Raw genomic sequence first — 25,856 nt, forward strand, 5'->3', positions numbered from 1 at the left:
CGCAGGACAGCACTGAAAACTGAGACTGAGACTGCAAACCAAAACAATGATCAACAAGCGCCTTCTTATCAAGAATTTATTAGCTCACAATGATGAGAATAGTTTTTATGATAAAAAACGTCAGTTAAATTTACATACAAAAGAAGGAAAAGCAAAGTTTTTAAAACACATTTGTGCGCTTTCCAATTCAAATCCAAGCAACAATTCTTACATTGTAGTGGGTGTTGAAGATGCGACTAATGAAATTGTGGGTGATGACTTTTTTGATGATAGTCGCATTCAAAATTTGGTAAACGCTTTTTTAGAAAATCCACCAAAAATTCAATACGAGAATGTCCCTTTTCCAAGTTTACCAAAAGATAAAGTGGTAGGTTTGGTTACGATTAAACCCAAATCGAAAACTTCGTATTTCAAAAAAGGAATTCATACTATAGTTGCCAATAGTACATTTGTTAGGCGAGGCAGCAATACTTCTCCAACAACCGAAAAAATTCCGTATTCAAAACAGAATATTGAAACAGTTATTAGTTTAGAAAATAACTCCCGAAATAGTATTTCGTATACCTTAGAAAGTGTTTTAGATTTTATAAATAACAGGCACAAAGATTTAGAGTCAAATTATAAAGTTTTTAAAGAGCTTTTTGTGGTTTGCTGGGCAGGAAACAAGAAAAAAGTGCGCGATAAAATGTACTACTCGCGTGTGGATATTGAATTGGTAAACGAACAAGTTAAACTTTTTTATTCCGCTTTAGATGAAGTGAGTATTGCCTATGATGATGATTCTTTTTCAATTACAGAATATGTGAGTTTGGGATTAAATGATAAAACCAGTTTTTATCCGTTAGAAAAAGTCTCCATTCATTTTTTTGACAATGGGTATTACAAAATAGACACGCAATTATTGTTTGAACCACCACAATACAATAAAAAAATGTTGCATCACATTTACAATGCCAATAATGCTATTTTGGTTAAACTTCAAAAAGGCGTTGTTTTGCAACCCTCTGAAAAAAGAGATTTGATCAATGTACCGCACACCTTAATGATTTGTTACTTGAATGGTTTTGAAGAGGCCAAACAAAAGCTAATTGATGCCAAACCTTATTTAAAAGCGTTTGACGACTCTTTAGTGTATGTTTCTTTTAAGGAAGTAATGCGTATTTTAAGAAAAATGAAATACGATTAATAAAAATTATTTTTACTTCTTTTGAAGAAAATTAGCGTTAAATAAGAAACAAAAAGGGCCACTCCCATTATGTAAACTAATTTAAACTGTACACTATAATCGAGTGTATTAAAAAATGTTGATTTTTCTTGAAAAAGTGTATAATACGTTAAATCAACAATTGCGTAAATCCAGATTAGGCTAAGGATTAACAGGGCGATAACTATTTTTGTATATAACTTCATTTTCTTTATCATTTAGAATATAAAGTTACACATAGACTAAAGATTAATTGTTACAGATTTTCTGTACATTTTCACTTTTTTTTTCCAGTGTTTTGGGCGTTTCTTGAAAAATTTTAGATTAATCCGTGCTTTTTAGCTTCGCGGATGATGTCTTCGTCGCTCCCTTTTTCAATTTTGAAATAGAATTTAATCTGTGCTTTGCGCTTATCAATTGCACTTATTGATAAATTCATTCGTTGCGGTAAATTTTTTGTTTTAACTCCTTCCGCCAATAGTGTAATTAGCTTTCTATTGTTTTCGTCTAAGAACGAGTTTTTTTCATGTAATTCGGCAATATTTTCTACAACTGTTTTGCTAGTATAGATATGATTGTTATAGATTTTTTCAAATGCCAATAAAAACTCATCTGCAGTAAAATCACTTTTTACTAACAATCCGTTTGGTGCTATATTTCTTTGAATATTATCTAAAATAAAAGCTTCTGCATGTGATGTCAGTATAACTATTTTACACTTTGTAAATTTATTTTTAATGAGGAGCGCTAAATCTTCACCACTTTTGATGTTTTTTTCCAAATAAGGAGGTAAACTCAAATCCACAAAAGCAAAATCAAACGCTTCGGCTACTGGAGTAGTACTGATAATATTGTATGCTGATTCGCAATTATAAGCTGGTGTTGTAGTAATTTGTAATCCTAAATCGTTAAAAGACAATATACTCTTATAACCTTCTATCATTGAGGGATGATCATCGATCATTAAAATATGAATGTTTTTTTTGTTCACTTTGATTGTATTTATTTCAAATTTAAACTTTTTTTTAATTATATCGGAATTTTTAACTTTATGGTAGTTCCTTTGTCTCTTTCAGATACTATTGAAATTTCGCCTTTCATAGCTTCTGCTCTATTTTTCATATTTTTTAGACCAATTCCGTTTTTAACTTTTTTCACATTAAAACCCACGCCATTGTCGTTGATTTCTAAATGTAAAAAACCTTTCTCTACATCAAGAGCCAATCCAATTTTAGTGGCATTAGCATATTTATTGATGTTGTTAAATGCTTCCTGAATGATACGATAAACGTTCATTTTAATTTCGGGACTCATATTATTCATTGCGTCATCAAAAAAGATATCGCAATTGCATTCAGCGGGATAAATTTCTTTTTGATTCTTTAAAAGTTCTTCTAGAATATTCCTAAAATTACTTTTATTTATTTCTGATTCTCTGTGTAATTCATGTGAAAATGTTCTTATCTCTTGTTCAATTTCTCGAATAGAATCAATGTGTTCTATTGCTTTTTTAATGGTTTCTTCATCTTGTCTTCTAGAAATTGCAAATAGATTAAGGCGAGTACTTGCCAATCTGTTTAGAATATTATCATGAAGTTCTAAAGCAATGTTTCGTTTTACTTTACTTCGAACCTCATCTATATCTTCTTGATTATTAAGCATCAACCTATAGATTTCTTCATTTGATTCTTGTTGCTGTTGCGTAAAAACCAATTCTTTGTGTTTACTTCTTTGATATAGAATAACATACAATAAAAACCCAAATGAGATAATCAGTAACGAAGTGATTAAAATAATTTTTCGTTGGTTGGAAAGTGTTTCTTTTTCAGAGATGATTTCGTCAGTTTCAAATTCAATTCGGGCTAGTTTGTTTCGAGTAGCTCTTTCTTGTTTTTGAAGACTATCATTTAATTTAATATATTCTCTTGCGTAGGATAAACCTTCTTGTGGAATTAATTTAGTAAAAAAATCTAATGTTACTAAAACCTCTTTATTGTAGTGAGATTCTTTGGCTAATTTGTTGGCTTCGCTATTCAGTTGAAGTGCTTTTAGGGTATCATTCTGAGAGAGGTAATATTCCGTAAGATGAATTCGACTGTTGATTTTTCCAAGTATATCTCCAATTTCATCTCTAACTGCTAAAGCTTTCTGAAAATCTTGTAAGCCTTTATTTTTATCAATTTTAAAGACCGAATATCCATAATTATCAACCAAAGATGCGTATAAAACCGGTTGAATATCCTTGAGATTTTCAATTTTTAATCCTTCCGCAAAAATTTGACTTGCTTCATTGAATTTGTTAATGCTTAAGTAGACAAAACCTATATTGTTTAAAGTTTGAGCTTGAAAAACTGGCTTGTAATTTTCGTCTTCAATGTTTTTGATTTGAGTTAATGCTTTTTGATGATATTCCAAAGCTTTTTCATAGTTTCCTAAACCCGATAAAGAACTTCCTAAATTAACATAACTTTCATATACTAGCGATTCATCTTTAATTTCTTTCGCAATGTTAAGCACTTTTATAGTTTCTGATTCGCTTCCTAAGAAATCTTTTTCGTAGAGTAAAATATAGGCTTTGTGAAGTATTGTTCTTGCTAAATTAGACTTATCATCAATTTTTTCATACTTCTTTTCTGCTCCTAAATAATAATAATAGGCACTATCATTTTTAGAAAGAGAAAAATAATAATCTCCTAAATAATATTCGGCCTTGGCTATGTTTAAAGAATCTTTATTTGATGTAGAAATTTCTAAAATTGTATTAGTAGTTTCTTTATATTTTTCATACTCTAATAAAATAAAGTAACGATTTGCTAATTTAAAATAATTTTTGATTTTTATGGAATCATTATCGCTTGCTTTTTGAATAGCATTTTTAGCAGAATCAATATATTTTAATCGAATTTCCTTGTCCAAATTCACATTTGAACTGTTTTCAAAATAAGCATCTAATTTTTTTTGAATAACAGGATTATTCTCGTTAGAATTACATCCCACGAGAAAAAGAAAACCAAATAAAATTATTATCTGTTTCAATTAAAAGATTTGCTTTTGCACAAATTTACAGTTTATAGATAATAATTAATCGTTTTTCACAATTATTATAGGCATTCTTGAGTTAACAATATTCTCTACTTTAATTTTATCTGTTTTTTCAATTTTAAAAGCCATTACTTTTTCAATTGAATCATTTTCTTTGTTGTTTGGCATATTTGACAAGAACAAAGAGCTTACTATTAATAATACTATAGTTTTCATATTATAATCTTTTTACGTTATTAATCTTTTTTTACTACAATTACCGGATTTGTTTCTTCTCTTGCAATACTATCGGTTTTGATTATTTCTTCTCCTTCTCTAGCTTGCAGTTGTTGCATATTTTCTGACATTTTAATGGCTCTTTCTAAATCTGCATCTTGCTCATCTGTTGAACATGAAAATAATACTAAGCTAACCATTAATAAACTGAATAATTTTACTGTGTTTTTCATTGGGATTGAATTTTAATGTTTGTTTTTTGTTTTTTTGTTTTAATCTAAAAAAATTGTCGTTTTTTGCAGTATAAAAATACAAATCGTTTTTTTAAGTATGTTACAGATTTTCTGTACTTTTTCACTTTTTTTTTCCAGTGTTTATTGAGTTTTTATGAAAAAATTTGTCATCGGAGACATCCACGGAGGTCTAAAAGCGTTACTTCAAGTGCTTGAAAAAATTAATTTTGATCCAAAAGATACGTTAATTTTTTTAGGTGACTTTGTTGATGGTTGGAGTGAATCTCCAGCTGTATTAGATTTTTTGATTGAATTAGAAAAAAAACAACCTTGTATTTTTATTCGGGGCAATCATGACGAACTTCTATTAGATTGGTTATTAGGTAATAACGAAAAATTTAATGAAAAATTGTGGTTTCAACACGGTGGCCAAGCTACGGTACTTTCGTATCAAAATATTGATGCCGAAACCAAAAAAAAACACATAAACTTCTTAAAATCACTTCATAATTACCATCTTGACGAAAACAACAAACTGTTTCTTCATGCTGGATTTAGTAATAGTAAAGGGATTGAAAACGAATATTTTAATGAAACATTTTATTGGGATAGAACGCTTTGGGAAATGGTTATGTGTTTAGATAAAACCCTTGCACAAGACCATATTTACTATCCTAAACGATTAAAATTATACGAAGAAATATTTATTGGTCATACACCTGTTACCCAAATTGGGGAAAATATCCCTGTCCGTTTTGCAAATGTTTGGAATGTTGATACTGGTGCCGCTTTTAAAGGAAAACTTACCCTAATGGATGTGGATACAAAAGAATTTTGGCAAAGTGATGCTTTACCCGATTTATACCCTAATGAAAAAGGTAGAAACTAAAATAGTCTTATATTTGCAACTTAATTAATTCCTACAGAACAATGAAAAAAATTTTATTAGTAATTACGATGCTTACAGCGGTTCAAATGTCGAATGCGCAAGCTTTTAAAGGAAAAGGAGATACAAAATTTCAAGTTGGAGCTAATTTTCAAGATGGTGGAACCGGAATTACCTCAACCGTTGATTTTGGATTGGGAGAAAACATGTCGTTTGGTTTTGTTGCCACATACTTATTAAATGCAAAAGAGATAGCAGGTGAAAAAGCTCGTTTTGAAGATAGAGCTGACATTAAAGCACGTTTTAATGCCAATATTGGTAGTGTAATGGGGTTAGATCCTAAAATGGATGTTTATCCCGGTTTGGATTTAGGAACCAGAAATTTTGGAGCACACTTAGGATTTAGATACTTTTTTACAGATGGTTTTGGATTGTATACTGAAGCCTTTGCTCCTTTAGCACGTTACGATTCTGATGTCAACGGATTTGAACATTACAACAACCAATTTGTTTTTACTTTTGGAGCTTCATTCAATTTGTAAAAAATGTAAAAAACATATTTATTAAAGGAAGTCTAATGGCTTCCTTTTTTTATTCGGGCTGGAGTAAGATGGTTCTTTGTTGCGGAATGACATGACAAACATCTGAAGTTACCGTTATAATTTCAGACGTATAAGTTACATAACCCGATTTTGAAACTGTTATTGTATAATTCCCTTCTCGTTCATAAGCTCCCGAAAAAATGGGTTCTGCAACATCAAAACTCACTAAGGTTTCTGTATAACTTCCATCGGTAGCTATCACAGAAACACCATCGCTTAAATACACATTTGTTTCAGCATCTTTTATAGTGATATTTAAACCCGCTTTTGCTTCTTCAGTACAAGCAATTCCATTATCCTCTTTATCGCATTGCGTAGCCAACAAAAAAGGCAATAAAACTATAATTAAGAGTAATTTTTTCATTTTAAGTAGATTTTAATCGAATAATCAAAGATAATTAATTTCAATTTATAACTTTGCTCCAAATTATTTATTTACGTAAAATCCATTCAAAATGAGTGTAATAGAAAGAAAACTGAAAGACCGTAGTGGTTCAGTTTGCGAAATTAGTGGTGCTGAACATGACTTAGTTGTTTATGTATTGCCGCCAACCAATGAAAGAACGGTTGAAAATAGTGTTTTAATTGCAAAACACTTAAAAGATCAAATTGAAAATCCAGAAACTACCGATGAAAAAGACTGGAGAGGTTTATCGGAAAGTATGTGGAGTGAGCATTTACCCGTTCAAATTGTATCTTGGCGTATGTTAGCGCGTTTAAAAAACACTGATTTATTAGAGATGATGTATCTGGATGAAGAAGCGTTAGAATGGGCAAAAGCTACCGGTGAAGGCGAAGAAGAAGACGAAAACAAAATTGTACATAAAGACAGCAACGGCGTAACTTTATTAGATGGGGACTCCGTTGTATTAATTAAAGATTTAGATGTAAAAGGCGCTACCTTTACTGCAAAACGTGGAGCAGCCGTGCACAACATAAAATTAGTTTGGGACGACGCAAACCTTATTGAAGGTAGAGTGGAAAACCAAAATATTTATATTTTAACACAGTACGTGAAGAAAACGAAGTAATTCTTTTGTCATTCTGAACTCGTTTACTTCGTCAGTTCGCAAGCTCGGGTCAGAATCTAAAAAGAGAAGCTGAAACAAGTTCAGCTTGACAGAATAACATAGAAAACCCTGCAAATTTGATTTGTGGGGTTTTTGGTTTTACTAATTTGGTATATTTGTTAGAATTAAAATACACCATAAAACATCGTATCTCAGAAATGGACTTGTTTAAAAAATATATTAATAAAAACAAACGCATGTATTTGAAAAATCTTTTTTCAGGCATATTTGTCGCTATTTTTCTTTCGGGATGTAGTAATACGATTTTTAAAAAAGATGAAGTTGAAGTTGAATTTATTTATGGAAGTTCATTAGTGAAATCTTCAATTAAATTAAAAAATAATGGAACTTTTTGTTATATACATAATGCAGAGTCATCAGAAACAATAACAAATGGTAATTGGATACAAAAAAACAATAATGTAATAATTCTAAATAGCTATAATGATTATTTGACTGATACAATTATTGTAAAAGAAATTAATAAGATTAAATCCGATATAGTAACTTTAAAAGTTTTTGATTTTTATTACAATAAACCAAGTGATTATGCAATATTAAAATTAAATGATAATGATAGCATCCTCCAAATGGATAATAATGGAAAAATAAAATTTAAAAAACCAAAGGATTTTAAATTACTAAATATATCAACATTCAGGAAAAGTTATACATATCACGTTAAAGATACAAATGCTAGAACTTTCGAGGTAAATCTGTATGAAAATTCTAACTACGAATTTTTTAATAATGAATTAGTTGAAATAAAAAACAGAAAATTAATTCGAAAAAAAGATATGATTTACAAGAAAATGTGATAAGTACAAAATATCCGATAGCTCGGAATTGTATTCCTTACCCATAAAAAAACAAAAAACCCTGCAAAAATTTGCAGGGTTTTTCTATATCCAAAAAGTAACTAATCACTAATTACTTTTCACTAATCACTTATTTAAAAATCAAACTTAATACCTTGTGCTAATGGTAACGCTGTTCCGTAGTTAATGGTGTTAGTTTGTCTTCTCATGTAGGCTTTCCATGCATCAGAACCTGATTCACGGCCACCACCTGTTTCTTTTTCACCACCAAAAGCACCACCAATTTCAGCACCAGAAGTTCCAATGTTTACGTTAGCAATACCACAATCAGAACCCGCAGCAGAAAGGAATAACTCCATTTCTCTCATATTGTTGGTAAAGATAGAAGAAGATAATCCTTGAGGAACTGCATTTTGCATGGCAATTGCTTCTTCAATTGTGCTGTATTTCATTACATATAAAACAGGAGCAAAAGTTTCGTGTTGTACGATTTCGAACTCGTTTTTAGCTTCAATAATACATGGTTTTACATAACAACCGCTTTCGTATCCTTTTCCTTCTAAAACGCCACCTTCTACAATTACTCTTCCGCCTTCTGCTTTTGCTTTTTCAATCGCATCTAAATAGTCTTGCACTGCACCTTTATCGATAAGTGGACCCACGTGATTGTTTGCATCTAATGGATTTCCGATTTTTAACTGTGCGTAAGCTTTTGCTAAAACGTCTAAGGTTTTATCGTACACACTTTCGTGAACAATTAATCTACGTGTTGACGTACAACGTTGACCTGCTGTTCCTACCGCTCCAAAAACAGCTCCTACCAATACCATTGATAAATCGGCTTCTTGAGAAACGATAATTGCGTTGTTTCCACCTAATTCTAAGATAGTATTTCCAAAACGCTCAGCAACCGTTTTTGATACGTGACGACCAATTCTTGTAGAACCTGTAAACGACACTAATGGAATACGTTTGTCGTTATTGATTAAATCACCCGATTCGTTACCAACCACTAAACAGCTGATTCCTTCTGGTAAATTATTTCTTTCTAATACGGTTTGAATGATGTTTTGACACGCTACACCACATAAAGGCGTTTTTGAACTTGGTTTCCAAATACAAACATCACCACAAATCCAAGCCAACATGGTATTCCAAGACCAAACCGCTACTGGGAAATTGAAAGCCGAAATGATGCCAACAATTCCAAACGGATGCCATTGCTCATACATTCTGTGCATTGGACGTTCTGAATGCATCGTTAAACCATGTAATTGACGTGATAAACCTACTGCGAAATCACAGATGTCAATCATTTCTTGAACTTCTCCAAGACCTTCTTGATATGATTTACCCATTTCAAAAGACACTAGTTTTCCTAAAGCTTCTTTATGTTTACGTAATTCTTCGCCCATTTGACGCACGATTTCCCCTCTTTTTGGAGCAGGAACCAAACGCCATGTTTTGAACGCTTCTTCTGCAGCACTCATAGCTGTTTCGTAATCTTCTTTTGTTGAAGATTTTACTTTTCCAATCAAATCTCCTGTTGCAGGTGAATATGATTCGATGATTTTTCCGTTAGAAAACCACTTGGTTCCAGTAGAAGTTCCTTCGTTAATTTCTTTAATGCCTAATTGTTGCAAAGCTTCTTGCATACCAAATTGAATAGCTGCTTCAGATATCATTTTATAACTTTTTTATCGGTTTTTGTTAAATATCTACAAATGTAGAAAATATATTTTAAATAGAAAGTCGCTTATGTTACGTTGCGATTATTTCTTTGTCGTAAACTTTGGGTTGGTTTCCATTATAGTTCCACATTGTTTACAGGTTCTTTTTTCTTCCGAATTATAAAATTCGCTGAAATGCGGTAGAAAATCTTTTTCAATGTTATGCAATTCGAAATACACTTCGTGCAATTTATGATTGCATTTGTCACAAAACCAAAGTAAGCCATCATTAAAACCTTTTCCGGCGCGTTTTCTTTCGATTACCAAACCTACCGAACCTTCAGTTCTAGCAGGAGAATGTGGTACTTTAGCAGGATGCAAATACATATCACCTTCCGAAAGTTTCATGGCTTTCTTTTTGCCATCTTCCTGAATATAAACGGTGATTTCACCTTCTAATTGGTAAAACAATTCTTCCGTTTCGTTGTAGTGATAGTCTTTACGGGCATTGGGTCCGCCCACAATCATTACAATATAATCGTCAGACTCAACATATAAATTTTTGTTACTTACGGGTGGTTGAAGTAACTCTTTATTTTCTTTAATCCACTTTTGCAAGTTGAACGGTTTTGCGATTGCCATTGTCATTAAATTTAAAAAGTAAAGTTACTAAAAAGAAAAAAGGTTAGCTGTACTTTTTGTTACAAACTAACCTTTTATTTTATTACTGAATTTTTATTTCACTTCTTTAAGCAAGTAGATATACACCGGAAAGTGATCAGAAAATCCTGGAACTCCGTTTTGATTTCGTAAAGGGTATCCTTTGTATTGTCCGGTTTTTTGGATTAAAAACGGTTTATTATAAATTCCTGCTTTCCAATATTTGAACGTTGAATAATCGTTTTTGTCTTTCGAAATGAATTGTTCACTAACCATGATTTGATCAAAAATATCACCAGAATCTCTGTAGAACAATGAAGCGTGACCTTCTTTTGCCATTTGTTCAAAAGGATTGTAAACATCTCTAGGCTCTTTTAATTCTTCTTTTTTAAGTTTCGCTCCAATGCCTTGTTTTACGCTTTTATTGTAGGCACCGTCATTCAAATCTCCCATAGTTATAAACTTTGCGTTTGGGTTAATTTTAATGATAGAATCCATTATTTTTCTGTTTAATCTTCCTGCAGCTTCTCTGTATGGACTACTTCTTTTTTCTCCACCTGAACGAGATGGCCAGTGATTAACAATAACATTGATTTCCTCTCCGTCAAGTAAACCCGTTACTAAAAGTTGATCACGTGTGTAAATACGCTTGGTTTTTTTGTCGTAGTTAACATTTTCTTCGGTTTCATCCGCTTCGTCTTTTGATTTACTTTTCTCTTTTGATTCATTTTCATATACATACAAAGGAACATTCGTATAGCTTGTAGGTTGAAAGTGTTTTTCTTGGTATAAAAACCCTACATCAATTCCACGTTTATCAGGTGAATCAAAATGCACTACTTTATATCCTTTATTAATAAGCGTTGGATGTTTTACTAAATCCTCAAGCACTCTTCTATTTTCAATTTCACAAGCACCAATAATAACAGGAGAATTTTTTTGACTTTCGCTTGTGCCTAATTCAATAAGCACTTTGCTTAAATTGTCTAATTTCTTTTTATAATTTTTAGAAGTCCAACCATTAACAGGCGTATATTCTTCGTCATAAGTATCTGGATCATTAATTGTGTCAAATAGATTCTCAAAATTGTAAAATGCTATAGTATGCACTTTAAATTTTTTATCCTGAGAAAATGCATTGTTTACAGATAAAACAACTACAAAAGCAGCAATTAGATGTTTAATTTTCATAAAATGTATGTTATATTATTATCAAGTTTAGTACAAATTGGGTGCCAAAGGTAAATAATATTATTAAAAGTTATACATTTGCAGGCTGTTAAGTTTAAAAGTACTTAACGTTAAATAAGTATTAATTATAATATTCTTTATGAAAAAACTTGTATTAAGCACTTTACTAGTGCTGCAAGCTGTTTTTGTTTTTGCACAGCAAAATCCAGCCCTAAAAGGTAAGGTTATCGATGCTAAAAATCAAAAACCATTACAAAATGTTGTTGCTGAAATTCGAAACACAACGCAAACAGTTTTAACAAATTTTGATGGTAATTTTGTGTTTCAATCTATTCCAGCTGGAGAGCAGGTGTTGATTATAAAAACATCGGGGTATCTACAACAAACGTTTGTGATTGAACCTTCTGCAGATGGTGAAACATTAGATTTAGGTGTAGTTCTTTTAGAAGAAGACATCACATCTGAACAACAATTAAGTTTAGTAACAATTACAGAGAACGACTTAGGTGATGATAATAGTGGGTCTGAAAGTACTGCTGGTTTATTACAAGCAACTCGAGATACTTACCAACAAGCGGCGGCTTTCAACTGGGGACAAGCGCGTTTTAGAATTAGAGGATTAGATAATGAAAACGGAACGACCATGATTAATGGTATCGTTATGAATAAAATTTATGATGGTAGACCACAATGGGGTAACTGGGGAGGCTTAAACGACGCTACTAGAAACCAAGAGTTTACTATGGGATCTAAACCTTCAGATTATACTTTTGGTGGTATTTTAGGAACACAAGAAATAAATACTAGAGCTTCTTTTTACCGTCCAGGTTCAAGAATTTCGATGTCTGGAACAAACACTAACTATAGTTGGAGATTAATGGGGACTCATGCTTCTGGGATGAATAAAGATGGTTGGGCTTTTGTGGTTTCAGCTTCAAGAAGATGGGCAGAAGAAGGTTATTTTGAAGGAACTGATTATGCTGCAAACTCATTATTTGCAAGTGTTGAGAAAAAATTCAACGACAAGCACAGTTTAAACTTAACTGCAATATATGCTCAAAACAGTAGAGGTAAAAACTCACCAAACACTAAGGAAGTTACTGACTTAATGGGAGTGAAATATAACTCATATTGGGGATGGCAAGATGGTAAAAAACGTAACTCTAGAGACAAAGATTTAGAGGAACCTATTACAATGTTATCGCATTATTGGAAATTATCTGAAAGAACTACTTTAAATACAAATGTAGCTTTTCAAACTGGTTCTATAGGAAACTCAAGATTAGATTTCCAAGGCGGAAACAATCCTGACCCAACTTATTACAGAAATTTACCAAGTTACTATTTGAACTACCACACTGCTGGTGGTGTATGGCAACCTAACTATGCACAAGCAGCAATAGCAAAAGATTATTTTTTAACAAATAGTCAAATTGATTGGACTGCTATGTATTTAGCCAATCAAAATAGCGCTAATTCTGGTAGAAGTATTTATGTTTTATATGAAGATAGAACAGACGATAATTTATTAAGCGCAAATACTATTTTAAACTCAAGTCTTTCTGATAATATCAGTTTAAATGCGGGTGCTAATTTCAGAAAATTAAGATCACACAACTTCCAAAATTTATTAGATCTTTTAGGAGGACAATATTTTTCAGATGTTGATCAATTCTTCACGGGAGATGCAGCACAACCAGACTTAAATAACCCTAACAGACAAGTAGTTGAAGGTGATAAATATGGATACAATTATTTATTACACGCTTTAACTTTTGATGGATTTACACAATTTAAATTCACATACGACAAAGCTGATTTTTATTTAGCACAATCTTTCTCAAGAACAGAATATCAAAGAGAAGGTATATACAGAAATGGTATTTATGCTGATAATTCATTAGGCAAAAGTGATCGAATTGTTTTTGAAAATTTTGGATTTAAAGGAGGGTTAACTTACAAACTTACAGGAAGACATTTATTGGATTTCAACGGGGTTTACATGACAAAAGCGCCAACTTTAAGAAACACTTTTTCTAACGCTCGTTTAAACAATGTAATTACTCCAGATATTACTAGCGAATCAGTGGTAAGTGCAGATGGTAGTTATATCATTAGAGCACCAAAATTCAAAGGTCGTTTAACTGGTTTTTATTCTAAAATCCAAGACGCAACAGAAATTTCGTTTTTCTACGCAGAAAACATTGGAGATACTGAAGGTGACGAAGATTCATTTGTAAGTGAAATCGTTTCTGGAATTGAAAAACAAAATATGGGTGTAGAATTAGGTTTAGAATACCAAATTACGCCAACAATTAAAGCTACAGCAGCTGCGTCATATGGCCAGTATATCTATTCAGACAATGCAAAATTAAAAACTAATGACGATAATATTGCAGCTACCGGAAATGATCCAATTACAGATTTTGGAACGGTATATCTAAAAAATTACCGTCAACCGGGAATGCCACAAACAGCAGCTTCTTTTGGTTTAGAGTATAGAGACCCTAATTTTTGGTGGGTTGGAGCAAATGTTAACTACCTTGGAAATACCTATTTAGATGTTTCAAGTGTTTTAAGAACTGACAATTTTAGTATTGATGGTAGCACAGGAGTTTCATTCCCTGGAGCAACAGAAGAAACTGTTAGAGAAGTACTAAAACAAGAAGAATTTGATGGTTTTACATTAGTAAATTTAACTGGTGGAAAATCTTGGAGAATTAGTAAAGCTAATCGTAATACTGTAGGTTTCTTTGCCTCTATAAACAATGTTTTTGATATTGAGTATAAAACAGGTGGTTTTGAACAATCACGTAAAGCAACTTATCCTGATTTACAACAAGATTTAGCAAGTGGCACTCGTGCTTTTGGACCAAAATATTTCTATGGGTATGGAAGAACGTTTTTTGTTAACTTCTACATTAATTTCTAAAAAAATACACTATGAAAAATACTTTTTTTAAATCCGTTTATTTGGTAATAACAGCTGTTGTTTTATCAAGTTGTGTAGGAGAAGACGATTTTGCCATCCCTACATTGAAACCCGTAATCTTCTCTGAAGATTTTAATGAAATCAATTTCAACGAAAATTTTGACTATACCGGTTGGGTTAATTTTGCAGAAGCAGGAACTAGACTTTGGACCGAAAGAGATTTCAATGACGATGGCTATATTCAATTTAGTTCATTTGGAAGTGGTCAGGCTTCAAACATTGGTTGGGCTATTACTCCAGCAATTAATATGGACGAAAACATTGGAGAAGTATTAACCTTTCAATCTGCTACAAACTTTGTAGATAATCCAGACAATAAGTTAGAAGTATTTATTTCAACTGATTTTGACGGAACAAATGTTTTAGCAGCAACTTGGGTTCCATTAAATGCTACTGTTGCAGATAATACAACGAATGGATACACATACATTCCTTCAGGAGATATTGACTTATCTGCATACACAGGAAATATTCACATCGCATTTAAAGCAACAGGAAATAGCACAAGTCTTGACGGATTATTCCAAGTAGACAAAATTAAAATTTACTCATCAAATTAATAGCTATGAAAAATTTAAAACTTATTTTAACTGTCGGTTTATTCTCAACCCTAGTTGGTTGTGTAAACGGAGACGACTACGGTAAGCCTGATTTATCAGGAGAATGTATTGACATTGCTGCGACAGTTTCAGTACAAGATGTTGCTGCTTTAGCAAATGCTACCGCACAGGAATACACAGATGCTGATTTTATTGAAGCATACGTTACTTCAAGTGATGAAGGTGGAAACTTTTACAAATCAATTTCATTGGTTTCAATTGACGGAACAAAAGGGTTTACAATGCCTGTTGACGCTTACAATTTATATACTAAATTTGAACCAGGTAGAAAAGTTACTATCAACATGCAAAACAGACATTTTCACTTTGATAGTCAAATTGCTTCAATGGAAATAGGCTCTTTATACAACAATGACACACCAGATAATCCTAGTGATGATATAGTAGGAAGAATTTCTGGAGTTGAATATGAAAACATTATCAATCGTTCATGTACTAAAGTTAATGAAGACGATATTGTTAAACATTTAACAATTGCTCAGGCAAAAGATAACCAATACATCAATATGCTAATCGAGTTTGATGCTGTACAATTTACAGATGCTTCAATAGGGAAAAACTACTATGATGCAAGCTTGAATAGTTTTGGTGGCGCAACTAATCACGAAATTACAGATGAATTTGGAAACAAAATCATTGTTCGTGTAAGTGAATATGCAACATTTGCAGGAAATGCAGTTCCTTCATTAAATGGAAAAGTTAGAGGTGTATTAACAAAATATAACAGTGACTTCCAATTTATGGTTAGAACACTTAACGATATTAATCTTACTGAACCAAGATTAGCTATCGATTTCTTTCCTCCTATTGGTGGTAGTGCATTGGTTTATGATGCGTCTTTAAACGAACCTTTTACTTCTTACACAACCAATAACCAACAAATCTTTCCAAAATATATCAATGATGCTGCTGTTGGTAGTAGATATTGGCAAAGAAAAGTTTTCAGTGGAAACACATACATTCAAATGTCTTCATTTGGTGGTACACCAGAAGCAAATAGATCGTTATTCATAGTTCCAGTTAATATGACTGCTGCTAGTACAATGGCGTTTGAAAGCAAAGCTGGTTTTCATAATGGAAATGTATTAAAAGTATATTATTCAACAAATTATGTGCCTGGTACGCAAATTACATCAGCTACACTAATTGATATTACATCTAGTTTTACTATTTCTGCTGGATTACCTTCAGGATATCCTACAAATTTTACTCCAAGTGGTGTTTACAATATTCCAGCTGGAGTTACAGGAAACGGATTCTTTATTTTTGAATATGTTGGAAATGGTACTGGAATTACAACAACTATGCAAATAGACAATATTGTAATTAACTAATTACAGTTTTAAACCATAACTTAAAGCGACTCAAATTTGAGTCGCTTTTTTTATGCTAGCTATTTCGTACCTTTGTAAACTTAAAGAACGATTATGTTAGAGAAAGAAGTTATTGACTTTGAAAAATCAATTGTAGTAGGAATCGTAACCCAAAACCAAAGTGAAGATAAACTAAACGAATATCTTGACGAATTGGAGTTTTTGACCTTTACTGCAGGAGGAACGGTTGTAAAACGTTTTTCGCAAAAAATGGATAAACCAAATCCCAAAACATTTGTTGGAACGGGTAAATTAGAAGAAATTAAATATTATATCAAAGATAACGATATTACAACCGTTATTTTTGATGATGAACTAACGCCATCACAATCCAAAAATATAACCAAAGAATTAGATTGTAAAGTACTCGACAGAACCAATCTTATCTTAGATATTTTTGCACAACGTGCCGAAACTTCATATGCAAGAACGCAAGTAGAATTAGCACAATGCCAATATTTACTACCTCGTTTAACCGGAATGTGGACACACTTAGAACGTCAAAAAGGAGGAATTGGAATGCGTGGTCCAGGTGAAACCGAAATTGAAACCGACCGTCGAATTGTGCGCGATAGAATTTCTTTACTGAAAGATAAAATCAAAGTAATTGACAAACAAATGGCAACCCAACGAAGCAATCGTGGCGCCATGGTTCGTGTCGCTTTAGTTGGTTATACTAATGTTGGAAAATCAACTTTAATGAATGCTGTTGGGAAAAGTGATGTATTTGTGGAAAATAAACTGTTTGCAACACTAGACACAACCGTTCGTAAAACCGTAATTAAGAATTTACCTTTTCTTTTAAGCGACACCGTTGGTTTTATTAGAAAACTTCCAACACAATTAGTTGAATCGTTTAAAAGCACGTTAGATGAAGTTAGAGAAGCCGATTTATTACTTCATGTGGTTGATATTTCACATCCTGAATTTGAAGATCACATTGCATCAGTAAATAAAATTTTACTAGATATTAAAAGTGCTGATAAACCAACCATTATGGTGTTTAATAAAATTGACGCTTATCATTCGGTTTATTTTGATGAAAACGATTTAAGTGTTGAAAAAACCACAAAACATTACACTTTGGAAGATTGGAAACAAACTTGGATGAGTAAATTAGGCGAAAACAATACTTTATTTATTTCGGCTACCGAAAAAGCCAACTTTGAAGAATTCAGAGAAAAAGTGTACGAAGCAGTCAGAGAAATTCATATCACTAGATTTCCTTACAACAAATTTCTATATCCAGATTATAAAGATGCTGTTGAAAACGAATAAAAAAAGACCTCGATTGAGGTCTTTTTGTTTTGTATAAGCCAATTTTAATTAGAAACCATAATTCAACCCTAAACCAATAATTTGTTTGGTTTGAAAGCCTCTAAAGGCATTGTCATCATAAATCGTTTGAAATGCAAAATTTGTAGATAAGAATTTATTAATTTTCATCACAATATTCAGTTGGTAATCAATATCTACATTTTGTGGATCTTCTAAATAATTAGAATAAAAATTCAAAGTGTTTTCAACAGAAACATTTTCCATTAAATTGAATTTGTAATACCCATTTACAGCTGCCCCTAATTCATAGCGTGTTGTTTCTCCTTGTTCAACCCCAAAAGATGAACCAAATTCTGTAAAATGATCATGCACCATAATTAATTTAGAAGTTGCAGGAGCAAAATTTACTTTTAAATTATCGCTTTTTTTCCACAACATACCTGGTCCAAATTGAAAATAAGCAGGTGAAAAGAAATGTGAAATTTTAACCGTTTGCGTAGCCGGATCTAAACCTGTATCCATTTGTGTTTTAAAGTTGAAAAAAGCAGAATAAAACCATTCTCCAGAAGCTTTTTTTCCTAAAAGCGAATTTAATTCAATTCTATCGTCGGTTTTTTGAGTATCAGCACCTTTAATTTTAGTTAAACCATAGGCTAAAATTATTTTATTGTCCCAATTCCAATCACCGTTTTTGTAATTAAAATCATAATTAATACCAACGTTTCCAGCAAAATTGTTTTGACCACCAGCCTGCCAATTACTAAAAGATGATTGATTTGCTAAAAAAGTAAAAACACCTTTTCTTGTCCAATGCTTTGTGGAATCAGTTGCTGTTTCTTGAGCAAAAACGCCAGAAACAACAAATAATAAAAGAAGTAAAAATTTTTTCATTTGTTTCTGTTTTTAAAAATTTGTAAGAACAAATGTACATATTTACAGAAACTGACCAAATTATCAAGACAAAATGAAAGATTTGAACGATGTTTTTATTGCTTTTTAAACAATGGAACAGCCGAACAAGCTTCTCCAAACATGACACTTTTAGCAACTTTGATTAGATTTTGAACCGCTAAAGTATATACTTGATTTGGAACTGGTTTTTTAGAACAGCCTTTCAAAATTACTGGCTTCTGAAAATAATCAGTATAATCGAGTTTGTTCAAAATATCTTGATACCATTCGATAACTGCAGACTCTTTACTTCCGTGAATTACTTTTAAAGCGTGAGGAACTAAATGAACAGCAACCAAAGCGAAAGCCCACGCTGGAAGTATTGCATCAGTTGAACAATATAAAGCGACGTATTTATCTTCAAATTGAGACCAATCAGTGGTTTTTAATTGTGCTCTAAAATCGGATTCTTTCAAAATAAAGCCTTCCAATAACCATTGTGAAATATCTAAATCGACCACATGCGCATCTGGATAGTAATCTTCTAAATCGAATACCATCAAAGAACTTTGCGCTACTTTGTTTATAATTTCGTCCATATTCTAGTGTTCAGTGTTCAGAAATTAGTGTTCAGCAAACTGCCAACTAAAAACTGAACACTGATTACTTATTTAAAGCATTCCCAATTCTAATTTTGCCTCTTCGCTCATTAAATCTTTACTCCATGGTGGATCAAAAGTAATTTCTACTTCACATGATTTTACAGCATCAATAGATTTTACTTTTTCCTCAACTTCTTGAGGTAAAGTTTCAGCTACTGGGCAATTTGGCGATGTTAATGTCATTAAGATTTTTACATCATTATCTTCATTAATCATCACATCGTAGATTAAACCTAATTCGTAAATATCTACTGGAATTTCAGGGTCAAAAATTCCTTTTAAAACTTTAACTACGTTTTCGCCTAAATTGATTGTATCGTTAAATTCTTCCATATTTTAAGTATTCAGTGTTCAGTAAAAAGTGTTCAGTAAATCCGAAAACTTATATTATTAATTTATTGCTTCGATTGAAATGCCAAAGCATACATTTTTATTTGTTTTATCATCGAAACTAAACCATTAGCTCTAGTTGGTGATAAGTGTTCTTTTAAACCAATTTCATCAATAAAATCAGTATTTGCTTCTAAAATTGCAGCTGCCGTTTGATTGGAAAAAGCACGTATTAAAATTGCTATAATACCTTTCGTTAAAATAGCATCGCTATCCGCTGTAAAGATGATTTTTCCGTCTTGCTCTTCTCCATGAACCCAAACTTTGGATTGACAACCTTTGATGATGTTTTCGTCTATTTTGTATTGTTCATCAATTAACGGAAGTGTTTTTCCTAATTCGATGATGTATTCATAGCGTTGCATCCAGTCGTCAAACATGGAAAACTCGTCTACAATTTCGTTTTGTATTTCTTTAATTGTCATTAAAAAAAATTATTTTTTTGTTGCTTTTAATACTAAATTATTTTCGTTGTCGTATAATAAAATGGTTTTGTCTTCCATTTTAAAAGTGGAAACTTCAGAAGAAACCTTAAACCATGAAGTTTCATTTTCCATTTCGTTTTCACAGTATTTTTTGGTTGCCATCAACGGACCAAAAGAAATTGTTTCCTCTTGAAATTCGTATGTACCAGAATACATATTACAACCCATAAAACCCGATACTTTATCTGCATCAAAACTTATAAAATATTCTTTTTTACTAACATCTTTTGACAACAACTCTTCTACAGAATAACTTCCCAAAACTGGATTTTTTGCAACTGCATCATCTGCTAATTTATTAATATAATCTACAAATTCTTTAATTTTTGCTGGAGGAATCGTATGATCAAATCCTTTAGTTGTATATGTTTTGTCTTTTACTATAATTGACATATCGGCGTGTGGCTTTCCGTCATAAGCACGTTCCATAGTTGGTCCTTCTAAATCGTTAAAAGTGTTCAAATCAATTTTTGAATACAACTTTCCAATTTCATTCCATTGTGCATCGGTTAACTCCACTAAAACTGGCTTAGCATCTCTTTTGTTAACTACTGTAAATACGTCTTTTTCGATTTGAATGGTTCTATGAAAACCTCTATTGTTAGCACCATATATAATTTTTACATCCGATAAGTCTTGCTCTTGTGAACATCCTTTCGATAAAAAAATGACTAAAAAAATTGAAAATAGTGATTTCATAATTTTACTTTTTTTTAAGATAACATCATTTGTGCTCTTTTAACCGCTTCTACAAAGATATCAATTTCTTCCTTGGTATTGTAAAACGCAAAACTTGCTCTAATTGTCCCAGGAATATTGAAAAAATTCATAATAGGTTGGGCGCAATGATGACCAGTTCTAACCGCTATACCTAACTTATCTATAATTGTGCCAATGTCATACGGATGAATTCCATCAATATTAAACGAAATTACCGAAGCTTTGTTTTCACTTGTTCCAAAAATGGTTAAACCTTCTATTTCCTGTAATCTTTTGGTTCCGTAATCTAATAATTCTTGTTCGTAAGCTGCGATGTTATCAAAGCCAATTGAATTCATATAATCAATGGCGGTTCCTAAAACAATTCCGCCTTCGATGTTTGGTGTTCCTGCTTCAAATTTATGTGGTAACTCGGCATACGTGGTTTTCTCAAACGTAACTTCAGCAATCATTTCGCCTCCGCCTTGATAAGGAGGCAATTTTCGCAACCATTCTTCTTTTCCGTATAAAATTCCAACACCTGTTGGTCCACAAACTTTATGTCCCGAAAACACATAAAAATCACAATCCAGAGCTTGCACATCTGGACGTAAATGAGGAGTTGCTTGTGCTCCATCGATTAAGACGGCTGCTCCTACTTCGTGTGCTTTTTTAATGATGTATTCAATTGGGTTAACCGTTCCTAACGCATTTGAAATGTGATTTACCGTTACAATTTTCGTTTTTTCGGAAAGTAATTTGTCAAATTCAGAAAGGATTAATTCCCCTTTTTCATTCATGGGAATAACCACCAACTTTGCTCCTGTTTTTTCACACAAAAATTGCCAAGGAACAATGTTGCTATGGTGTTCTAAAGCCGAAACCATCACCTCATCACCCGTTTGAAGTAAACTTGCAAAACCATTAGCCACCAAGTTAATTCCGAAAGTCGTTCCTGAAGTAAAAATGATTTCGTGATTATGTTTTGCGTTTAAGTGATTTTGTATCGTATTTCGAGACACTTCATACGCATCCGTAGCCAATTGACTTAAGGTATGCACACCACGGTGAATATTAGCGTTAATTTCACTGTAATACTTAGAAATGGCATCAATAACTACTTGCGGTTTTTGCGAAGTGGCACCGTTATCAAAATACACCAAAGGTTTACCATTTACTTTTTGCGATAAAATGGGAAAATCAGCTCTTACTTTTTGAACATCAAACATTTTCATACAATTTGAGTACAAATTTACAACTTGATTGTTTATAATTGGAATAAATAAAGGTTAAAATAGAATTAAAACTTCTCTCCTGCTCCACCTCCACTAAAACCGCCGCCGCCAAATTCCATTGGATTCGCTTGGTTTGGTGGTGGCGAAGTTGCATTGGCTAATGATAAAACGGCTTGTGCATTTAACAATGACGAATTATCCGAATCTCTATCAGGTTGGAAGGTTATGCCTTCTGTTTTGAATTTTAATTTTTGAATAATCAAATAAGCTAGACAAAAAAGTAAAATTCCGCAAATTACCATCACATATTCCATTGGGAAAAAATGGTAATAATAGCGTATGGAGTAAAATCCAAAAGCTAAAGTTAGCAATCCAGAATACAAAACCAATTTATCTTTCCTTGTTATTCCGAAAAAGAAATAAAGCAAAGGGATTAAAAAAGTAAACACATAAAAAACAATTGCAAAAGGTACATCTGACGTATTTGTAATTGTTAATTCCAACAAAGATTCTGACATCTCACGAACCACTAAATAATTCATCGACAAATATCCTAGAAGCAAACTGGCAAATCGAATCGAATCTAAAGTCTTAAAATACGGATAGAAATTTTGGTTTTTATGCAAATGAACAGCTCCGAAATAAACCAAAACAGCTAAAATCAAACCAACAAACGACAAATAAAACTTGGGCATGAAATCATGTTCAACAATAACGTTGAAAAATATCCCAACAAAACCTAAAAAAGCCATTATTGCTGAAATTGTGTTGATAAAACGAATAGCAAAAAAAACACCTAGAACAAACATTGATAGTAAGACTGGCAGTATAGCTTCTGTAAGAATTCCTACTCCAATTAAAAAAGATATTTGAGCCGAAAGCAAGAAAGCATCATCTAATCCATGTCGGAAAAATTTCATTCGAACCAAAACTTCTAAGCCAATATATGCTACAATTGCATACAAAAAGAAAATAATTTGATATTGGTCTGTAATTGCCTGAAGTAAAATTACCGCAAAAGCACTTATTACAGATGAAAACAGAAAATTTCCCAACAAAAAGAAACCGATTCTAAAGAAAATATTGGAATTGGATTTGAGTTGAACCAATTGAGTGCTTATTTTTTGTAATTGTTCTTTGGGAAGAAATTTCTTTTGGTATAATTCTTTAGCTTCTTCGGCTAAGAAATAATTTTCTAAATCATATTTATTGTACGCTTGCATTTTTTTCGGAATTAAATTGTTTTACTAATCTGATAAAAAGGTAAATACTCGCTATAACATAAAAAGGTGAAACCACAATCAATAATTCGTAAAAAGGTGCAAAATCTATAAAAGACAATAATTTTGCGCCTAATACATTTACTCCAAAATAGCTATATAACAACATGAAAGCGAAAATAGAAGTTGCAAAAATTCGATAGCTAAATCGATAAAAATAATAGCCAAAACCTAGTAAAATTGGAATAAAAACAAACCAATGTTCCGAAAGTAAACCCGCAATAATACAAACTCCTAACAAATGCAAAGCAAATGTTGCAAAAACAAAATGAAAATGCGCTTTAATTTTAGTTTTCAAAGTATGTTCCATCCAAGCTAGCAAAGCTATTCCTAACACCAATCCTGAATACGTTAAATACACATCAGAATAGACTTCATTTTGAAACAAACTTTTTGGAGTTATGCTGATTCCTATGAAAGCTGCTAAACTTGAAATTGCCATAGAAAGGACAATTCGATTATCAAAATAATAGGCTACAAAAAAGCAAAGCAAAGCCGAAATCAAAGAAACATAAGCATACGAATCATCAAAAATTTGGTATTGAAAATTGATGTAACCCAAAAAAATACAAGCCAATAAACTTCCCGTTAAAACCAAATAGTCATACAGCGGATTTTCGAATACAACCTCATCATTGTCATAACCTTTTGCTTTTTTAAAACTAAAATAAAAGCATGCCAACATCAAAATAAAATTGACGGAAAGTATGGCTAAATGCCCGATAGAATCAATGTTGTTATAAATAATGACGCCAATTCCAGAAGTAAATAAGAGTATCGAAAAGTAAATCATTAAAAGTAATTCGCTCCGTAACGAAAAAATACCTTTCTTTTGATAATCAGCAATTTCCTCCAAATCCTTATCATTCAAAAAATCTTTTTGATGGAGTTTTTGAAGCAGTAGTTCTGAAAAATGTGGTTTTTCCATGAATTAAAATTTGAATAAAGATAAGGAAAGTTTTACATTCTGACTAAAACAACAAAACCGCCCAAAAGGCGGTTTAATTTATTTTGCTTTGTAAATTGCAATGACTACAAATCAAATCCCATATTTACGCCTAATTTATCGGCGATAATACGAGCAATTTTTGCTTTTAATTCTGGGATTTTTACACTGTTGGTTACTTCGCTTGTGAAAGCGTACATCAACAAAGCTTTGGCTTCTTTTTTAGGAATTCCGCGTTGTTGCATATAAAACATGGCGCTTTCGTCTAATTGTCCAATGGTACAACCGTGCGAACATTTTACATCATCGGCAAAGATTTCCAATTGTGGTTTTGCGTTGATAGTGGCTTTATCGCCAATTAAAATGTTATTGTTTTGTTGGAAAGCATCTGTTTTTTGCGCTTCTTTTTCTACGAAAATTTTTCCATTGAAAACACCTGTTGAACTATCGTTTAAAATTGTTTTATAGTTTTGGTGGCTTTCGCAATTTGGTGTTGCGTGTTGTACCAAAGTATAATGATCTACGTGTTGTTTGTCGCCAATAATGGTAATTCCTTTTAACGTGGAATCGATTCTTTCACCTTGATGATAGAAATTCAAGTTGTTTCTGGTAATGTTTCCACCAAACGAAAACGTATGCACCGCTACTCTACTTTCTTGCTTTTGAGCAATGTACGTATTGTCAATCAAATTCGCGGTTTGTACATCGTTTTGAATTTTGTAATAATCTACAATCGCGCGTTTTTGAGCAAAAATCTCGGTAACCGAATTGGTTAAAACGGGATTTGAATTCAAACTTTGATGACGCTCTACAATTTGCACATGAGCATTTTCTCCCACAATGACCAAATTACGAGGTTGTACCATCAAAGCCGCTTCATTTCCTGTTGAGAAATAAATAATTTCAATTGGTTTTTCAACCACTTTACTTTTTGGGATGTTGATGTAAGCGCCTTCTAAAGAAAATGCCGTATTCAAAGACGTTAAACTATCTTCTTTATTGGCAATTTGGTTAAAATAGGTGTCGATTACCATTTTATATTTAGGCTTTGTCAATGCCGAAGACATCAAGCAAACATCTAAACCATCATGTGTAGTTGAAGACAAAAACGAACTAAAGATTCCGTCGATGAAAACTACTTTATACGTGTCAATTTCGTGTAAGAAATACTTTTTTACGTCTTTAAATTCAATTGCATTTTCTTTCTTTGGGAAAACCGAAAAATCATTCTTTAAAATTGCATTTAGGGATGTATATTTCCAAGCTTCCTCTTTTTTAGTAGGGAAACCTTTGTTTTCGAAATTTTTTATGGCATGACTTCTTAACTCGTGAAGTTCAGAATGTGTATCAATCTTTTCTTCAAAAGCCATGAAAGAAGCTAATAATTTATCTTTTAATTCCATTGTATTTAGT

26 protein-coding genes are annotated in these 25,856 nt (G+C 32.1%); 9 read left to right on the plus strand and 17 right to left on the minus strand.

Features of this window, described 5'->3' with window-relative positions; all coding sequences use genetic code 11:
• Positions 1-46 precede the first annotated feature (46 nt).
• Entirely contained in the window at positions 47-1,186 is a 1,140-nt protein-coding gene (locus tag OLM52_RS10775) for an ATP-binding protein (RefSeq protein WP_264548516.1), read from the plus strand.
• Positions 1,187-1,523: 337 nt separating this feature from the next.
• Here the strand turns inward: OLM52_RS10775 and OLM52_RS10780 are convergent, their stop codons facing one another.
• The 4 genes from OLM52_RS10780 to OLM52_RS10795 are packed head-to-tail and all read right to left on the minus strand — an operon-like array spanning position 1,524 to position 4,695.
• Entirely contained in the window at positions 1,524-2,195 is a 672-nt protein-coding gene (locus OLM52_RS10780; RefSeq protein ID WP_264548517.1) for a response regulator, read from the minus strand.
• Between the two features lie 38 nt (positions 2,196-2,233).
• A complete protein-coding gene (locus OLM52_RS10785; RefSeq protein ID WP_264548518.1) occupies positions 2,234-4,240 on the minus strand; it encodes a tetratricopeptide repeat protein in 2,007 nt (668 codons plus the stop codon).
• A 45-nt stretch (positions 4,241-4,285) separates the two neighbouring features.
• Positions 4,286-4,462 (minus strand): hypothetical protein, encoded by a 177-nt coding sequence (locus OLM52_RS10790; RefSeq protein ID WP_264548519.1) that lies wholly within the window; start codon positions 4,460-4,462, stop codon positions 4,286-4,288.
• 20 nt (positions 4,463-4,482) lie between these two features.
• A complete protein-coding gene (locus OLM52_RS10795; RefSeq protein ID WP_264548520.1) occupies positions 4,483-4,695 on the minus strand; it encodes a hypothetical protein in 213 nt (70 codons plus the stop codon).
• Positions 4,696-4,849: 154 nt separating this feature from the next.
• On the opposite strand from OLM52_RS10795, the gene OLM52_RS10800 reads away from it, so the two are divergent.
• Both OLM52_RS10800 and OLM52_RS10805 read left to right on the plus strand, forming a co-directional pair.
• Positions 4,850-5,584 (plus strand): metallophosphoesterase family protein, encoded by a 735-nt coding sequence (locus OLM52_RS10800; RefSeq protein WP_264548521.1) that lies wholly within the window; start codon positions 4,850-4,852, stop codon positions 5,582-5,584.
• A 41-nt stretch (positions 5,585-5,625) separates the two neighbouring features.
• The gene (locus OLM52_RS10805) at positions 5,626-6,123 is read left to right on the plus strand and encodes a DUF6646 family protein (RefSeq protein ID WP_264548522.1); all 498 of its coding nucleotides are present in this window, start codon (positions 5,626-5,628) and stop codon (positions 6,121-6,123) included.
• Between the two features lie 49 nt (positions 6,124-6,172).
• Here OLM52_RS10805 and OLM52_RS10810 read toward each other — a convergent pair whose 3' ends face one another.
• On the minus strand, positions 6,173-6,547 hold the full coding sequence (locus tag OLM52_RS10810) for a carboxypeptidase-like regulatory domain-containing protein (protein WP_264548523.1): 375 nt from the start codon (positions 6,545-6,547) through the stop codon (positions 6,173-6,175).
• A gap of 91 nt (positions 6,548-6,638) precedes the next feature.
• Between OLM52_RS10810 and OLM52_RS10815 the strand changes: the two genes are divergently transcribed.
• Complete coding sequence (locus OLM52_RS10815) at positions 6,639-7,214, plus strand: PhnA domain-containing protein (protein ID WP_264548524.1); 576 nt, start codon at positions 6,639-6,641, stop codon at positions 7,212-7,214.
• A 155-nt stretch (positions 7,215-7,369) separates the two neighbouring features.
• Complete coding sequence (locus OLM52_RS10820; RefSeq protein WP_264548525.1) at positions 7,370-8,071, plus strand: hypothetical protein; 702 nt, start codon at positions 7,370-7,372, stop codon at positions 8,069-8,071.
• Between the two features lie 134 nt (positions 8,072-8,205).
• Here the strand turns inward: OLM52_RS10820 and OLM52_RS10825 are convergent, their stop codons facing one another.
• The 3 genes from OLM52_RS10825 to OLM52_RS10835 all read right to left on the minus strand — a co-directional run bounded on the left by OLM52_RS10825 (position 8,206) and on the right by OLM52_RS10835 (position 11,592).
• Positions 8,206-9,756 carry an aldehyde dehydrogenase family protein gene (locus OLM52_RS10825; protein ID WP_413614414.1) on the minus strand — a complete coding sequence of 517 codons (1,551 nt, stop codon included), beginning with the start codon at positions 9,754-9,756 and terminating at the stop codon, positions 8,206-8,208.
• A gap of 87 nt (positions 9,757-9,843) precedes the next feature.
• Entirely contained in the window at positions 9,844-10,383 is a 540-nt protein-coding gene (locus OLM52_RS10830) for a 3-hydroxyanthranilate 3,4-dioxygenase (protein ID WP_264548526.1), read from the minus strand.
• 93 nt (positions 10,384-10,476) lie between these two features.
• On the minus strand, positions 10,477-11,592 hold the full coding sequence (locus tag OLM52_RS10835; RefSeq protein WP_264548527.1) for an endonuclease/exonuclease/phosphatase family protein: 1,116 nt from the start codon (positions 11,590-11,592) through the stop codon (positions 10,477-10,479).
• Positions 11,593-11,731: 139 nt separating this feature from the next.
• On the opposite strand from OLM52_RS10835, the gene OLM52_RS10840 reads away from it, so the two are divergent.
• The 4 genes from OLM52_RS10840 to hflX all read left to right on the plus strand — a co-directional run bounded on the left by OLM52_RS10840 (position 11,732) and on the right by hflX (position 17,855).
• Positions 11,732-14,524: a TonB-dependent receptor gene (locus OLM52_RS10840; RefSeq protein WP_264548528.1), complete on the plus strand. Its 2,793-nt coding sequence runs from the start codon at positions 11,732-11,734 to the stop codon at positions 14,522-14,524.
• 11 nt (positions 14,525-14,535) lie between these two features.
• Complete coding sequence (locus tag OLM52_RS10845) at positions 14,536-15,144, plus strand: DUF5017 domain-containing protein (protein ID WP_264548529.1); 609 nt, start codon at positions 14,536-14,538, stop codon at positions 15,142-15,144.
• Between the two features lie 5 nt (positions 15,145-15,149).
• On the plus strand, positions 15,150-16,538 hold the full coding sequence (locus OLM52_RS10850) for a DUF5689 domain-containing protein (protein WP_264548530.1): 1,389 nt from the start codon (positions 15,150-15,152) through the stop codon (positions 16,536-16,538).
• A 93-nt stretch (positions 16,539-16,631) separates the two neighbouring features.
• Positions 16,632-17,855 carry a GTPase HflX gene (hflX, locus tag OLM52_RS10855; RefSeq protein ID WP_264548531.1) on the plus strand — a complete coding sequence of 408 codons (1,224 nt, stop codon included), beginning with the start codon at positions 16,632-16,634 and terminating at the stop codon, positions 17,853-17,855.
• Between the two features lie 48 nt (positions 17,856-17,903).
• Here hflX and OLM52_RS10860 read toward each other — a convergent pair whose 3' ends face one another.
• The 9 genes from OLM52_RS10860 to sufD form a co-directional block, all read right to left on the minus strand.
• On the minus strand, positions 17,904-18,746 hold the full coding sequence (locus tag OLM52_RS10860) for a DUF3078 domain-containing protein (protein ID WP_264548532.1): 843 nt from the start codon (positions 18,744-18,746) through the stop codon (positions 17,904-17,906).
• A 95-nt stretch (positions 18,747-18,841) separates the two neighbouring features.
• Positions 18,842-19,345, minus strand: a complete 504-nt coding sequence (locus OLM52_RS10865) for a DUF2480 family protein (protein WP_264548533.1) — start codon at positions 19,343-19,345, stop codon at positions 18,842-18,844.
• 72 nt (positions 19,346-19,417) lie between these two features.
• Positions 19,418-19,741, minus strand: a complete 324-nt coding sequence (locus tag OLM52_RS10870) for an SUF system Fe-S cluster assembly protein (RefSeq protein WP_264548534.1) — start codon at positions 19,739-19,741, stop codon at positions 19,418-19,420.
• Between the two features lie 62 nt (positions 19,742-19,803).
• The gene (locus tag OLM52_RS10875) at positions 19,804-20,223 is read right to left on the minus strand and encodes a SufE family protein (protein ID WP_264548535.1); all 420 of its coding nucleotides are present in this window, start codon (positions 20,221-20,223) and stop codon (positions 19,804-19,806) included.
• A gap of 9 nt (positions 20,224-20,232) precedes the next feature.
• Positions 20,233-20,982 carry an META domain-containing protein gene (locus tag OLM52_RS10880; protein ID WP_264548536.1) on the minus strand — a complete coding sequence of 250 codons (750 nt, stop codon included), beginning with the start codon at positions 20,980-20,982 and terminating at the stop codon, positions 20,233-20,235.
• Positions 20,983-20,996: 14 nt separating this feature from the next.
• The gene (locus tag OLM52_RS10885) at positions 20,997-22,211 is read right to left on the minus strand and encodes an aminotransferase class V-fold PLP-dependent enzyme (protein WP_264548537.1); all 1,215 of its coding nucleotides are present in this window, start codon (positions 22,209-22,211) and stop codon (positions 20,997-20,999) included.
• Between the two features lie 71 nt (positions 22,212-22,282).
• Entirely contained in the window at positions 22,283-23,440 is a 1,158-nt protein-coding gene (locus OLM52_RS10890; RefSeq protein ID WP_264548538.1) for a hypothetical protein, read from the minus strand.
• Complete coding sequence (locus OLM52_RS10895; RefSeq protein WP_264548539.1) at positions 23,424-24,425, minus strand: DUF2157 domain-containing protein; 1,002 nt, start codon at positions 24,423-24,425, stop codon at positions 23,424-23,426. The genes OLM52_RS10890 and OLM52_RS10895 overlap by 17 nt, the downstream gene beginning before the upstream one ends.
• Positions 24,426-24,529: 104 nt before the next feature.
• Positions 24,530-25,846, minus strand: a complete 1,317-nt coding sequence (sufD, locus tag OLM52_RS10900; protein ID WP_264548540.1) for a Fe-S cluster assembly protein SufD — start codon at positions 25,844-25,846, stop codon at positions 24,530-24,532.
• Positions 25,847-25,856: the final 10 nt, after the last annotated feature.

Source organism: Flavobacterium sp. N2820 (genome assembly GCF_025947285.1).
GTDB lineage: Bacteria > Bacteroidota > Bacteroidia > Flavobacteriales > Flavobacteriaceae > Flavobacterium.

Bases quoted from the DNA above. Each gene is read 5' to 3' on its own strand.
- OLM52_RS10850 (WP_264548530.1), top strand. From the start codon at position 15,150: ATGAAAAATTTAAAACTTATTTTAACTGTCGGTTTATTCTCAACCCTA.
- OLM52_RS10885 (WP_264548537.1), bottom strand. From the start codon at position 22,211: ATGTTTGATGTTCAAAAAGTAAGAGCTGATTTTCCCATTTTATCGCAA.
- OLM52_RS10795 (WP_264548520.1), bottom strand. From the start codon at position 4,695: ATGAAAAACACAGTAAAATTATTCAGTTTATTAATGGTTAGCTTAGTA.
- OLM52_RS10895 (WP_264548539.1), bottom strand. From the start codon at position 24,425: ATGGAAAAACCACATTTTTCAGAACTACTGCTTCAAAAACTCCATCAA.
- OLM52_RS10830 (WP_264548526.1), bottom strand. From the start codon at position 10,383: ATGGCAATCGCAAAACCGTTCAACTTGCAAAAGTGGATTAAAGAAAAT.
- OLM52_RS10810 (WP_264548523.1), bottom strand. From the start codon at position 6,547: ATGAAAAAATTACTCTTAATTATAGTTTTATTGCCTTTTTTGTTGGCT.
- OLM52_RS10875 (WP_264548535.1), bottom strand. From the start codon at position 20,223: ATGACAATTAAAGAAATACAAAACGAAATTGTAGACGAGTTTTCCATG.
- OLM52_RS10815 (WP_264548524.1), top strand. From the start codon at position 6,639: ATGAGTGTAATAGAAAGAAAACTGAAAGACCGTAGTGGTTCAGTTTGC.
- OLM52_RS10860 (WP_264548532.1), bottom strand. From the start codon at position 18,746: ATGAAAAAATTTTTACTTCTTTTATTATTTGTTGTTTCTGGCGTTTTT.
- OLM52_RS10775 (WP_264548516.1), top strand. From the start codon at position 47: ATGATCAACAAGCGCCTTCTTATCAAGAATTTATTAGCTCACAATGAT.
- OLM52_RS10870 (WP_264548534.1), bottom strand. From the start codon at position 19,741: ATGGAAGAATTTAACGATACAATCAATTTAGGCGAAAACGTAGTTAAA.
- OLM52_RS10800 (WP_264548521.1), top strand. From the start codon at position 4,850: ATGAAAAAATTTGTCATCGGAGACATCCACGGAGGTCTAAAAGCGTTA.
- OLM52_RS10835 (WP_264548527.1), bottom strand. From the start codon at position 11,592: ATGAAAATTAAACATCTAATTGCTGCTTTTGTAGTTGTTTTATCTGTA.
- OLM52_RS10890 (WP_264548538.1), bottom strand. From the start codon at position 23,440: ATGCAAGCGTACAATAAATATGATTTAGAAAATTATTTCTTAGCCGAA.
- OLM52_RS10790 (WP_264548519.1), bottom strand. From the start codon at position 4,462: ATGAAAACTATAGTATTATTAATAGTAAGCTCTTTGTTCTTGTCAAAT.
- OLM52_RS10880 (WP_264548536.1), bottom strand. From the start codon at position 20,982: ATGAAATCACTATTTTCAATTTTTTTAGTCATTTTTTTATCGAAAGGA.
- OLM52_RS10865 (WP_264548533.1), bottom strand. From the start codon at position 19,345: ATGGACGAAATTATAAACAAAGTAGCGCAAAGTTCTTTGATGGTATTC.
- hflX (WP_264548531.1), top strand. From the start codon at position 16,632: ATGTTAGAGAAAGAAGTTATTGACTTTGAAAAATCAATTGTAGTAGGA.
- OLM52_RS10825 (WP_413614414.1), bottom strand. From the start codon at position 9,756: ATGATATCTGAAGCAGCTATTCAATTTGGTATGCAAGAAGCTTTGCAA.
- sufD (WP_264548540.1), bottom strand. From the start codon at position 25,846: ATGGAATTAAAAGATAAATTATTAGCTTCTTTCATGGCTTTTGAAGAA.
- OLM52_RS10845 (WP_264548529.1), top strand. From the start codon at position 14,536: ATGAAAAATACTTTTTTTAAATCCGTTTATTTGGTAATAACAGCTGTT.
- OLM52_RS10805 (WP_264548522.1), top strand. From the start codon at position 5,626: ATGAAAAAAATTTTATTAGTAATTACGATGCTTACAGCGGTTCAAATG.
- OLM52_RS10840 (WP_264548528.1), top strand. From the start codon at position 11,732: ATGAAAAAACTTGTATTAAGCACTTTACTAGTGCTGCAAGCTGTTTTT.